Origin of the sequence: Legionella tunisiensis (genome assembly GCF_000308315.1) — a bacterium.
Classification (GTDB): domain Bacteria; phylum Pseudomonadota; class Gammaproteobacteria; order Legionellales; family Legionellaceae; genus Tatlockia; species Tatlockia tunisiensis.
Map to the genome: position 1 here is coordinate 1 of NZ_CALJ01000249.1, position 11834 is coordinate 11834.

An 11834-nucleotide genomic window follows, 5' to 3' on the forward strand; every position below is an offset into this window, starting at 1 on the left:
TCGCTCAAATTGACTTCATTGTCACTACCAACCATCCGCAGTGCTTGAATTTTCTGATTTAACTCTTCGATAGGTTGCTCAAAAATCTAAAAAATTGTCGACTCATTCAGTTACTCGTTGGCGAATTTTATTTTCATGCGCTATGATAACCGCAACTGCTTTTTGACGCCACCGTTGATAACATTCTATTAGTCACTCTTTGTTAGGGAATGCTTCCCATGTTGCCTTTTGAAACTATACCTTCCGATGATTATTGTTTACAGGATAATCGGATCGATATCTGGGAATTTCCCTTAATACACCCCCCAGCACAAGCAGATTCCTTGCTCGACAGTACCGAACAGGCTCGTGCCAAACGTTATTATTTCCCACACCATCAACGTCGGTTTACTGTTGCACGAGCCATGTTACGTCTCATTTTATCCCGTTACCTGAAACAGGATGCGAGCCAACTAACTTTTATTTATGGTAAACACGGTAAACCTCAGGTTGAAAATTCCTTGCAATTGGAGTTTAACTTAAGCCACTCACGTGATTTAGCCCTACTGGCAATAGGGCGACAATTTCCCATAGGCATTGATTTGGAGTTTTTTCACCCAGACCTTATGATGGTATGGCCAAACACGCCTTTTCATCCAAAGAATTACAATTATTTTCTAAACTCCCAAATTTCCTTAAACCCTTAATTTTTTCCATATCTGGGCGCAAAAAGAAGCGTTTATTAAAGCGAGCGGCTTAGGGCTCGCTTACCCAACTCAACAATTTGATGTACCGATTACTCCCTCAAGCGATGAACTTATCAGCGATACCTTGCATGAAATAGAATGGCAAATGGTTTCTTTTATGCCCCACTTAGCTTGTAGTGCAGCCATATGTTACAATCCACAGATCAACAAGATTCATTATCAAATTATCAAAGATCCTACAATTTTTAATGCTAACTGTTCAATATTAAAACCATCTATATTTTCGTGTCATTTTTCAAAATGTAAATTTTCAAAATAGGTTGGTTTCGCAACAAGCGTGATTTTGGAAGCATCTCTTCATCATTCCATACTGTGCTAAATTTAAATGACATTCATAGTTTCAGAAATGCTTAATGCCTAAATTATTATTAACTGGTTTTGAACCGTATGGAACAACGCCTATCAATCCCGCAGAACAAGTAGCCACCGCTTTAAATGGCGAAATTATTTCAGCAATTAAAGTGATTTCAACTATTGTGCCTAACACGTTCTTTAAATCAATTACACATGTGAAAAAATAATGCTAGAAGAAAAAGTTGACTATGTGCTTATGATGGGAGAATACGTGGGGCGCGCTATGATAACCTGTGAGCGATTTGCGCATCGCTTAATTGACTCCTCACGCTACCAACTAGTCGATAATGATGGAGTTAGCTATGATAATAAACCCACAATAGATGATGGGCCTGTTGCATATCAAAGTAACCTCCCCCTTAAAGCCATGGTGGAAGTATTGCGCAAAAATGGCATTCCTGCTGACATTTCTGATACCGCCGCCACATTTGTATGTAATCACTTATATTATGGCATCCTACATGAAATAGCCTTATATCAGTTACCCGTAAAAGCAGGATGGATTCATTTACCAATGCTGCCAAGTACCGCTGCACTTCCCGGTAATCTAGGAAAACCCAGTATGTCCCTGGAAACATCTATAAATGGCATCAAACTTGCCATCCAGGCTATTGCTGAATACCCACAAGATATCAATAAAAGCCTTGCCGCAGGTCTGCAAATTTAATGACAAGCAATACACTCGAGTTTAGCCATTTTATTGACTTACGAAAAACGCGGCTAGTCGAACAAGAATAATTAAGAGCACGAAATTGAAGCGGAGCAAGATGCTGTTAACTCCTCTTTATTCGCAAGTTCAACGTCTTCAACAAACAGCAACAGTTCCTTACTGCGAACTTCATATACACGCCTTTTCCCCTGATCCGAAACCGCAGCCTTGTTAATTTCTTCCCCACCTAAAAAATCATCGGCATAATCTAAAAGGTCTTTAAATAAACACTGTCTTGAGAGTAAACGGAAACCGTCTAATATATCAAAGGCTGTACACCCTTTTTTATTTTCATACTCTTTTAATTGGGACCAAACACCAAGCTCTAACGCTCTATTTTTTAGTAGCATAAGCACGTCTGCTTGACCAGTGATTGCTGCAATATGGAGCAAACTATTACCTCGGGGCGTCGCTTTCATTAAATCTTCTGCTGAATAAAACGGAAGTAATAATTTAACCGCTTCGCTATCACCTGCCTTTATTAACAACATCAATGGAGTATTTGATGGCATGCCCATCTCAATCATTTCGGGACTTAACTCCATATTTTGATTATTTGCAGTAGTTAACAACTCCTGCGCAGTTTTAGAGGTTTTGGCTAATTCACATAATTTACGCAGGAGATCAAGCACGTCCTGTTGATAGGACTCTAAGTACTTGCTCATCGAATTAAAAACTCTAGCCGCCAAAAATGCAGTCAATGGTGTATTAGCCATCTCATCTTGAGAATAAGGCTCTTGTTGAAACTGTTCGACCATTAACTCGCACTCTTCTACTTCATTTGAGGAGGAGTCTCTACGCTGCAGACTGTCATGATTGTATACGTTAGACGTCATTCCAAACTCTACCATAGGGGAAACTTGCGCAAACACTCCGGCTCTATGCTCCGCGTCTCCTAGCAACTCATCCTCTGCAGCGAGCTTGAAAAGAGGTCTATTAGTTTCTGCAAGCTGCTGCCGAGGCTCTTCTTTTTCATTCCTCAATACTGCCCATAAACTACTAACAAGATAAACAACTGGCGCCCATAAAAACATCAAGGTCAATACATAAGGAACATAAGATTCGTGTTCGTCTGGTAATGCCCACACGCGCACCCAAAAACTTTTTATTGCCATTTACTATCCCATATCAGACCAAATGTTGCACATAATAACATATTTAAATATTGAGCCTCAGAGTCGTTGCGGATTCCTCACTTTCTAATATATTGGCTTAAAGATAGGGTATATACTGACGTATAAATATAAAAATCAGATAATTTCGTCTATAGTTTAATTGCCAAAGGAATTTAAATAAGGATATTTTTATGGCAACTAAAAAAGCAGATCTGGGAACGGTGACAAATAGTTTAAGCCGCAGTTGGGGATGGTTACTAGCCTTAGGGATCTTGTTTGTTATTCTAGGGTGTCTTGGTCTTGGAATGGTTGTAGGCCTAACTCTGGCTAGTATGATCTTCTTGGGAGCATTATTAATTGTTGCAGGCGTCTCCCAGATTATTGATGTGTTTAAATGTAAACATTGGAAAGGTGTGGCTTGGCATGCCCTAATTGCCGTCCTTTATCTAATTGGTGGATGCCTGATCATTTACGATCCTATCCTAGCCTCTACCTTAATTACAGCCATGTTAGCCTCTGTACTCATCATTATTGGCATTAGTCGTTTCTTTATGGCACTCATGCTCAAAGGATCAGCAGGATGGGGATGGTTATTACTAGCAGGGCTCATTGCCATCGCACTTGGCGTGATGATCTTAGCGCATTGGCCAATCAGTGGCTTATGGGTTATTGGTTTATTTATTGCTGTTGAGATGATTGTCGATGGTTGGACCTATATTTTTCTGGCACTCGCCATAAAGCGACGCGGGTAATTTGATAAATAATCTCCGCCCTTACTGGGCGGGCTCCATTAGACTAATAGGAATAAGCACCTTTAGTTGCCTGGGTGTTGCATTTTTGACTCAAAAAACAGGGTAACTAAGGTAAAACCCTAATATGGAATAACTGATTTTAACCGATAGCTTTCAGCGACCTCACAGGCCAACGTTTTTCCCCAATTCGAGCGCAATGAAGCGAATCTGTTATACTCATTAGTAAATAAAAAATGGCTAAACACTCTCTTTTCCATGAAACAATTCAGCTCTATACAACTACAACTGCTGCATCAGTTAGCCGATGGCCAATGCCATAGTGGCAATAGTCTTGGTGAACAATTGGGTGTATCTCGCACAGCAGTGTGGAAACATGTTCGACAATTAGCAGAATTAGGTCTTGTTATCAACCGATTACCCCAGCAAGGCTATCAATTACCCACGCCCATGTATGCACTTGATGAGCAATTAATTCGCCATTATTTATCTAACAAATCCTTTACTAAACCCCTCGATTTTCATTTATTTGCCACCATCGATTCTACCAATCGATTTTTAAAAGAATTACCTCCCAGGCCTTCCTTAGCGATTTGTTGCGCTGAAACACAAACCAATGGGCGTGGGCGCTTTGGCCGTCATTGGATTTCACCCTTTGGGGAAAACATCTATTTCTCCAGTCGCTGGGAGTTTCATTGTTGTCTATCACATCTATCAGGTTTAAGTTTGGTAGTCGGTCTAGCCATTCTGGCAAGTTTACACGATAGTGATATTGAGCAAGAGCTTCTATTAAAATGGCCTAACGATGTATTATGGGGAGATAAAAACTATGCGGCATCCTAATCGAAGTGATTGCCGAAACAAATGGCTGCGCGCAAGTGATTATCGGTATTGGTATTAACGTTAATACTGCAACCCAGTATGAAATTCTGATCGGTAGACCCTGGTGTTCTTTATACGAAATTACAGGCCATCATTTTGACCGCAATATAATTTTAGCGAATTTAATTTATCAGCTAGACCGTCATTTAGAACAATTCTTACAAAATGGTTTCGCTGCTTTTAGTGCTCAATGGCAAAGCGTTGATTATCTATTCGGCAAACAGATCGCCGTTACGCAACCTAATGGAGTAGTCGCAGGACGGGCTTGTGGTGTTAATGAATTAGGCCAACTTGCTTTAAAAGACGAAGAAGGTACGCTACATTATTTATCAGCGGGTGATACTTCATTACATAAATAGAGCAACCAATTCCAATAGGAAGGAGCTGAGCCTCAGATACTTTATACCAATAAAAATTAATAATAAGGTGGGATTGGGAGTTTGCCCCGCTTTGTTTACTCATTAAACGATTCGGGGCAGGATGACTGCGCTGAAATCTGGGTTATACCGCTTCTTCAGTGTCAGTTGTTTCTTTCTCTTGTTGTATACGCAGGTAAATTTCTTCGCGGTGCACAGAAACGTCTTTCGGTGCATTAATGCCTAAGCGCACCTGGTTTCCTTTCACCCCTAAGACAGTGATATTTACGTCATCACCGATAATTAACGTTTCACCAATACGCCGAGTCAAAATTAACATGACAAATCTCCCTTCTAGGTAGTAGTCATCATCTATTCCATAGAACGCTTCCATGGTGCTCTAGATGACTACAATTCGAACAAAAAATGAACAATTATGCGTTCGATTGTAATTTTACACAATCATTCTTAACAAAATATTAAGGAATTTGATTTTTAAAAATTTTTTGTATAAATAAAAGAAAATTTATTCTCTTTTTCCAGCATTAAATTTTAGAGCCAAGACTACCAAAGGCGAATAAGCAATGAGCAATCCTAAACTACCATTGAGATAACCTGCTCCTACCAGCAAAGCCCAAGGCAACAACCACAGCAAATTAATCATCAAAATACCCACTGTGACAGGCAAATGTCTCCTATAACGGCGAGAAGCATGCTGATAAGCATGGCTGCGATGTGCTTCCGACAATTTTTTCTCCATTCAATCCACGGTGCAACAATGTTACCGTAGCATCAACAATAAAAACACCCAAAAATATTAGCCAACTCCAAAAAAATCGGCATTAACCATGGCAGCTTGAATAGATAACAACCCGAGCACAAACCCTAAGAAGCCACTTCCTGCATCCCCCATAAAAATACGTGCCGGTGGGAAATTCCAAATCAAAAACCCGGCTACCGCAAAAGCTAGGCAAAGAGGTAAAAACATCGCCATTAAATCGGCTTGAAAACAGTATAATAAAACGCCGCCAAAACATACCGTAATTGCTTCTCCTGCGGCTAAACCGTCAATACCATCCATAAAATTATATAAATTCAACAGCCAAACCAAATAAAAAACAGCCAAAATATTACTTATCAAACCAGGAGTTAAAGTCCAATTAAAAAGAGAGATAGCCGGCATACCACCTAACAGATATAAAGCAAAACTTGTCGCGATAAAATGGCCTAGCAAACGCCATTTAGCTGGAATGTGGCCCCGATCATCCAAAAAACCGAGAACAGCGATACCTCCACCAGCCAGCAGTAGAGCAGCTAACATAGAAGATGAGATAAATTTTAGATAGAACAAGAAAAGTATTGATGCTAAAAAACAAAGGACAAAAGAAAGACCACCGCCTCGTGGTGTTGGAACCTGATGAGAACTGCGGTGATTAGGAATATCAATTAAACTCGTTGCCAAAGCATAGCGACGGAGCAACCATGTTAAGAGGAAGGATACCATTAAAATAACTAAATATAAGCTAAGCCAAGCCATCTCCTCTCCATCTTATCAATGAGATAATCCTATTATCTAGATTTGTTTTTAAATTAAGTGTGTGACGAAATAAAAGCGTAGATTATACGGCAAATTAAGCAAAATCGAACAATTTTTTTCAAAAAAAAGGAAAAACAAGAACAAGAGAGACATATTTAAATTATTTCTTCCAATTGATAATGAACAAAAAACTATCAGTTATCCCTACACTAATTCCAATCTTCATCCGAGTAAGAACAGCAATTTAATCCTTTAAAGAGTATTCCCTACACGTAATTGGCGATATACTGTCTGAATGTTTATGAACTGGAAAATTACATGTCCTTGAAGGCCATGTATAACGAGATTGCGGGGAATTATGCAACCGCAGATCGATTTGGCTCTATTAGCGACAGCCACAAAGTGGCAATAGCACAGATCAAGCAAGAACATCTGGGTTTAAGACCACATTACAAAGTTCTAGATTTTGGTGTTGGGAATGGTGCTTTTTTAGAAAAATTAAGACCTCTTATGCCAGAAGCGGATTTTACTGGTATAGATATTTCAACAGAAATGTTAGCTCGTGCCCGTAGGGCCTTGCCCTTAACCACGATAGAAGGTAGTGCAACCGAGGCTAGCCATTACCTCCCGCACCACAGCCAGGATTTAACATTAGCTCATTTCATCAACGCTTATATCCCAATTCATACGCTATTTAATGAAGCTGATTTGTTGACCCGTGCTAATGGTCATTTTTCTCTGATTACAACAACTTATGAATCATTCCCAGTCGCTCAACAACATTTGGCCAACTTCATTACCAAAGGTTCTTTATTGAGCAGCGTTGTTGGTCATTATTATAAAGCAATGGTAAAAAACACTACAGTCGCTTCAGGTTTGGATGAGTTACTTCATGTATTTGCACAACATCAATTCAAAGTAATTCATCATCAACGTTTACTAATACCCATTACCTTGCAAAATATTGACGAACTAGCGCATTTTGGCATCGAGGGCACCTGGTTTTTAAATAGTATCTCCATGAGAATGTTGCCCAAAAATTTTTTATTAGAACGGTTGAAACGTCTTTTTGGACAAATATTTACTTTTCCCTATCATGACACTCATATTATCGATGTGGTACTGGCTAAAAAATAGAAATTTAAAGGAATTTTATCTATTAGATACCATTCATAGACCGCTGTTAAGGAGCTCATGTGATTTATCAAACAATAAAGAATTATTTCACTCACTGGGATACCCGGCAACAGCAAACCAATAATATCGTTTTAATTACCTTCTGGAGCCAGTTTTCATCTTATGCACTCAATACTGTTTTAATTCTTTTTCTAACTCGCCCCCTTCTTACACATGGTCTAGGCTACACTCAAGAAAAAGCTTATGCCTTCATAGGGATCAGCCAAGCTACAGGCTATCTCATGCCTATTCTGGGTGGTTTTATGGCGGATAAAGTATTAGGAATTCGCCGTGCCATCCTGCTGGGCAGTATTTTTTAGCCTCCGCTTATTTACTTGTCATGTTAAGTGGTCACACCTTGAGCAAATATGGGGACCTACTCTTTCTCGCCGCCTATGCATTAATACCAGCTACAAACTCTCTCTTAATAGGTACTTCATCAAGTATGGTTTCTCATATTTATTCTGATGATGCAATTAAGGCCAAATCGGCTATGACTTATTATTACATGGCAATCAATATTGGTGCTCTGTTGGCAACAATCATTGCTCCCACAATGATGGAAAATCGTTATGGTCCTTTGTCAATCTTAACTTTGGTTTTTGTTGGCAAGGCCATTGCTGCTTTAAATTTCGCTAAACGTTATTCCCTTTATGACAATGTCATTTGGGGCAAAGACACTCTTCCTTTTTCTCGCTCAAATAAAGCTTATTTATTTGTTTATCTCATAATTATTTATTTTTTCACTCTTTTTGCTTATTCACACGTTTATATAGCCAGTGTGATTGTGACCATTGGTTGCGGCTTAGGGATTTTTTGGTTTCTCCTAAGACCCTTAGCGCTCACCGGGGAAACTCGGACTAAACAACTCGTTGCCTTATTATTAATCGTGGAAGCTATAGTATTTTTTATTATTTATAATCAGATGAATACCACGCTCGTCTTGTTTGCTCAGAATAATTCGAATTTAAAACTTTTAAATCTCCATGTGTCTCCAGCGCAATATCAAATGCTTAATCCACTACTCATCATTGCTTTAGGCACTCAATTACCACGTTTTTACCGTTTCTTCCCTAATTTCACCATCCCGTATCAATTCGCAGGCGGAACCTTGTTAGCTGGCTGTGCTTTATTGGTGATGACTTTGGCTGCAAACAATGCAGTTAATGGCTACGTTAATGGTAATTATATAGGGCTTACTTACATACTCATTACTTTGGCTGAACTATGGGTATCAGCCATTGGATTAAGTATGATAGGGCTTTATTGTGACAGTCAGGGATTGGCCTTCGCCATGGGAGTTTGGTATCTGGCAGCCTCCTTATCAAATACCATTTCTGGACGCATAGCGGGTTTCGTAGCAATTCCAGAAAATCAAAGCTCCGCACTAGACAGCTTACCCATTTATCAAAATTACTACCTGCTTATGGGTGCTTGTACGTTAGCACTTGGGTGCATCATGCTAGTGATCGCCTATTTACTCCAACGGAGATTAGCTCGGAAAGGGATTCAACTTGCCTAAGATAACCAAGAGACTGGTAACATTCGTTAACAGGATTATACAGAACAAGATTCCTTTATTTCACTTCTTTTTTTGCAACTAAAAATTGTGGCAAATATTTATTCAACGACTCAACCAACGTTGCAGCCCTTTCTACATGTTGAGGTTGACTCTTATCAAAGCGTCGAAAACTGAAAAGATCTCCAGGCACACTCGCTGATAAAAGTTTATTTAATAAGCTATCTACCGCTGTGTCGTTAATTCGTTGTGGTTTGTCTTTTTGAAAAGCAGCAATTTTTTCTGGTAATAAAGCGATATCACGTAAATTGTGAAAATGCACAAAATGCTGCTCGTCGGAATAATAAGCACCACTAACGATTGAGCAAGCACCAGCAAGTGCACTTTGAAAACCAATAGTCCCGGTAAAAGTAACTGTTATCGGACATTCTTTAATTAAATGAGTTGCTGGGGCAGCATAGGGAACGAGAACAACATAAGGTAAATTTGCCAATTTCTGCATCATTTCTCGTTTTCTAAAACCAAACTGTAAAGGATGATCTTTTACAAAAACAGTGTAGCCAGCTTTACCGAGAACTTTACAAATTTCCTCGACTACTTGTTCATTATTGAGCAAAGCAAGATCATCAAGCCAATAATCCAGAGAAGCCTCGGGAAGTAACTGCAATGCTAAGAAAACTCGCTTCTGAGGGGCAACCTCCGCTAGTCTCTTTTCCCATGCATTATCTAAAAGTCTAAGTACTTTATAATCAGGCCAGCGGGGCTTATGCTCTAAACGGTTTAATGCTTCAAGATAATGCAAATTTAACTTATCGCGCTTTAAATGACGAATCAATTCGAACACTACACCACGCAATTTAAAATATAAAAAGTACGCCAATACTGCAAACGACTATATTTTTTACTCTTGTTCACATAGGATGGAGTAAATGATTCATTGAGCAATTGCTTTCTCGCCTTCTCAATCTCTTGCGTTTCAGGTTCACGCAAACGAATCAATTTTCCTCTTATCATAAACATAACATGATCAGGTACAATCGATGCAGTCAAACCTAAAAATGGTATATTGTAAGATTGCAGTACTCGGTTTAAAACATCCAAAACATAACGGTCAATAATAAAAGTAATCAGTAATTTGGTTTCTTTTTTAATCAATTCGTCAAAGGTTAACCACATAGCGCCTATCATGGCTAAGGCTCGAGGTTTTGGTTGATTACGTAAAACTCGGCAACGACGAATGATATCATCACACAATGCTTGGGAAAAATGCTGGATAGCAATTTGAGCACAATCTTTTTCACGTAGATTGGTATAAAAATCATCAACGATACAAATATCGCCTTCACCACGCAAGTCACTGACGAGGCAAACAGACTTTGTAAAATTTAAGCTCTCTGCCAGATGCTGCCACCAAGGACCAGTGTTGTGGTGGGAAAAAAACATTACATCGGTCATTATCATTTATCCTATTAACCAAGAAATTAGGAACAATCAAGCTGCGCTTTGAGCGACAACCTTATTGCCAAATCCCCTTAACATAACTGCCACAGCAACGAGAGAAGCAAAAATAAGGAAACTATTGGATATTCCGAAGGGTCCATTAAAAATGCTTACAGCTATCGAAGTATAACAATATGCTAAAATCAACTGTGAGCCCAATCGAGCCGGATCCCTGGCGTGCTTCATAACAGTACCACTAAGATATCCCCAGGCAGCAATAAATAACACTGCCCCCACAAATCCAAAATCCAAAAACCATGCACCCCAAGCCGTGGTATAAAAACCATAGATTTTAGTATCAACCATATTCTCTTTCATGGTAGACAATACGTTGTTATTAGCATAAAAAACACGTAATAGAGGTGATAAAATACCAACTTGATAAGTTCCCCAATACGGCGTGTATTTTTTATGATTGTCTATTATTTTGCTTAAGCTGACCACACCATGTGTGAGATACATTGAATTCGTCATAACTGTCATTGCAGTATCTTTGCTGACTACATCATCATCAACCAATGTTGTCATCCATTGCTTTGGCGTTGCTCCCCAACTTTGATCAACAACAAAGTTCACAAAATCACTATAAGACTGCTGATTGGAATTCTGTCTACGCTCAACCAAGACATGATTACTGTAAACAGCAAAACAAATACTTAGGATAACCAATTTCATGAATAAAGCGTGTTCTCTTGGAAAAAATGTTTTTCCATGAAATTTTCTTATAAAACAGCAGGTTAAAAGAAGAAAGAGCAAAATGAATATTGGCATGCGCCCACCATACAATAAAGCGTAGATGATTGGTGAACAGGCAGAAAGCTGAGCAAAACGGGCTACTGAAGGTTTAATCTCTGCAGCATTTGTCACCAGCAGCATCAAGGCCGGGTAACTAAACGAAAAAAAGGATAGCCTAGATACAGCCAAAAAGAACGATGAACATCCACTCCTGATGCAACCTGTTGAACACGGAGTTCACGGATAAAAGCTAAACCATGTGAATAATCCAAGCCGCTCAGCATTAACTTATCATACGTCAGGCACAAGATACCGAACAAACCAAGCAATGAAGAAAAAGAACAACACGATTAAGATGCGGAGTTGAGACCGCAGAGGCAGCTTCATTACGTAGTGGGAAAAATCTGGCAGATTGTTCACCGAGCGTGAAAATTAGCAATCCGCACAAGATTAAAC

Annotated in this window: 11 protein-coding genes and 4 pseudogenes; 7 read left to right on the top strand and 8 right to left on the bottom strand. The window is 39.2% G+C overall.

The window, feature by feature from the left end; all coding sequences use genetic code 11:
* Window positions 1–106 (bottom strand): annotated as a pseudogene (locus BN58_RS37945) (acetyl-CoA carboxylase carboxyl transferase subunit alpha); the annotation flags it as partial.
* A 112-nt stretch (window positions 107–218) separates the two neighbouring features.
* Here BN58_RS37945 and BN58_RS34785 point away from each other — a divergent pair.
* From BN58_RS34785 to pcp, 3 genes and pseudogenes are all read left to right on the top strand, one after another.
* A complete protein-coding gene (locus tag BN58_RS34785) occupies window positions 219–686 on the top strand; it encodes a 4'-phosphopantetheinyl transferase family protein (protein ID WP_232220683.1) in 468 nt (155 codons plus the stop codon).
* 34 nt (window positions 687–720) lie between these two features.
* Window positions 721–1005, top strand: a complete 285-nt coding sequence (locus BN58_RS34790; RefSeq protein ID WP_232220687.1) for a hypothetical protein — start codon at window positions 721–723, stop codon at window positions 1003–1005.
* A gap of 94 nt (window positions 1006–1099) precedes the next feature.
* Window positions 1100–1767, top strand: a pseudogene (pcp, locus tag BN58_RS26040) (pyroglutamyl-peptidase I).
* A gap of 71 nt (window positions 1768–1838) precedes the next feature.
* Here pcp and BN58_RS15205 read toward each other — a convergent pair.
* Complete coding sequence (locus tag BN58_RS15205; protein ID WP_019217551.1) at window positions 1839–2924, bottom strand: ankyrin repeat domain-containing protein; 1086 nt, start codon at window positions 2922–2924, stop codon at window positions 1839–1841.
* A gap of 191 nt (window positions 2925–3115) precedes the next feature.
* Here BN58_RS15205 and BN58_RS15210 point away from each other — a divergent pair, with 191 nt between their 5' ends.
* Together BN58_RS15210 and BN58_RS37165 are read left to right on the top strand one after the other, a co-directional pair.
* Window positions 3116–3676, top strand: a complete 561-nt coding sequence (locus tag BN58_RS15210) for an HdeD family acid-resistance protein (RefSeq protein ID WP_019217552.1) — start codon at window positions 3116–3118, stop codon at window positions 3674–3676.
* A gap of 255 nt (window positions 3677–3931) precedes the next feature.
* Window positions 3932–4914 (top strand): annotated as a pseudogene (locus BN58_RS37165) (biotin--[acetyl-CoA-carboxylase] ligase).
* Window positions 4915–5056: 142 nt separating this feature from the next.
* Here BN58_RS37165 and csrA read toward each other — a convergent pair.
* The 3 genes from csrA to BN58_RS26050 all read right to left on the bottom strand — a co-directional run bounded on the left by csrA (window position 5057) and on the right by BN58_RS26050 (window position 6448).
* Window positions 5057–5251 carry a carbon storage regulator CsrA gene (csrA, locus tag BN58_RS15220; RefSeq protein WP_019217553.1) on the bottom strand — a complete coding sequence of 65 codons (195 nt, stop codon included), beginning with the start codon at window positions 5249–5251 and terminating at the stop codon, window positions 5057–5059.
* Between the two features lie 186 nt (window positions 5252–5437).
* The gene (locus BN58_RS31920) at window positions 5438–5659 is read right to left on the bottom strand and encodes a glycosyl transferase (protein ID WP_198009922.1); all 222 of its coding nucleotides are present in this window, start codon (window positions 5657–5659) and stop codon (window positions 5438–5440) included.
* Window positions 5660–5728: 69 nt separating this feature from the next.
* Complete coding sequence (locus BN58_RS26050) at window positions 5729–6448, bottom strand: MraY family glycosyltransferase (protein WP_198009923.1); 720 nt, start codon at window positions 6446–6448, stop codon at window positions 5729–5731.
* Window positions 6449–6766: 318 nt separating this feature from the next.
* Here BN58_RS26050 and BN58_RS15230 point away from each other — a divergent pair, with 318 nt between their 5' ends.
* Both BN58_RS15230 and BN58_RS26055 read left to right on the top strand, forming a co-directional pair.
* A complete protein-coding gene (locus BN58_RS15230; RefSeq protein ID WP_019217555.1) occupies window positions 6767–7585 on the top strand; it encodes a methyltransferase domain-containing protein in 819 nt (272 codons plus the stop codon).
* Window positions 7586–7644: 59 nt separating this feature from the next.
* Window positions 7645–9146: pseudogene (locus tag BN58_RS26055) on the top strand (peptide MFS transporter).
* 55 nt (window positions 9147–9201) lie between these two features.
* On the opposite strand, the gene BN58_RS15240 reads toward BN58_RS26055, so the two are convergent.
* From BN58_RS15240 to BN58_RS15250, 3 genes are read right to left on the bottom strand one after another with little or no spacing between them, the layout of a single operon-like run.
* Entirely contained in the window at window positions 9202–9987 is a 786-nt protein-coding gene (locus tag BN58_RS15240; protein WP_019217556.1) for a hypothetical protein, read from the bottom strand.
* Entirely contained in the window at window positions 9987–10598 is a 612-nt protein-coding gene (locus BN58_RS15245) for a hypothetical protein (protein WP_019217557.1), read from the bottom strand. The genes BN58_RS15240 and BN58_RS15245 overlap by 1 nt, the downstream gene beginning before the upstream one ends.
* 36 nt (window positions 10599–10634) lie before the next feature.
* Window positions 10635–11522: a hypothetical protein gene (locus BN58_RS15250; RefSeq protein ID WP_156812558.1), complete on the bottom strand. Its 888-nt coding sequence runs from the start codon at window positions 11520–11522 to the stop codon at window positions 10635–10637.
* Window positions 11523–11834: the final 312 nt, after the last annotated feature.

What these genes read in the sequence shown, in the direction of transcription:
- BN58_RS15205 (WP_019217551.1), bottom strand. Translation starts at nt 2,924, where the DNA reads ATGGCAATAAAAAGTTTTTGGGTGCGCGTGTGGGCATTACCAGACGAA.
- csrA (WP_019217553.1), bottom strand. Translation starts at nt 5,251, where the DNA reads ATGTTAATTTTGACTCGGCGTATTGGTGAAACGTTAATTATCGGTGAT.
- BN58_RS15245 (WP_019217557.1), bottom strand. Translation starts at nt 10,598, where the DNA reads ATGACCGATGTAATGTTTTTTTCCCACCACAACACTGGTCCTTGGTGG.
- BN58_RS15230 (WP_019217555.1), top strand. Translation starts at nt 6,767, where the DNA reads ATGTCCTTGAAGGCCATGTATAACGAGATTGCGGGGAATTATGCAACC.
- BN58_RS34785 (WP_232220683.1), top strand. Translation starts at nt 219, where the DNA reads ATGTTGCCTTTTGAAACTATACCTTCCGATGATTATTGTTTACAGGAT.
- BN58_RS15210 (WP_019217552.1), top strand. Translation starts at nt 3,116, where the DNA reads ATGGCAACTAAAAAAGCAGATCTGGGAACGGTGACAAATAGTTTAAGC.
- BN58_RS26050 (WP_198009923.1), bottom strand. Translation starts at nt 6,448, where the DNA reads ATGGCTTGGCTTAGCTTATATTTAGTTATTTTAATGGTATCCTTCCTC.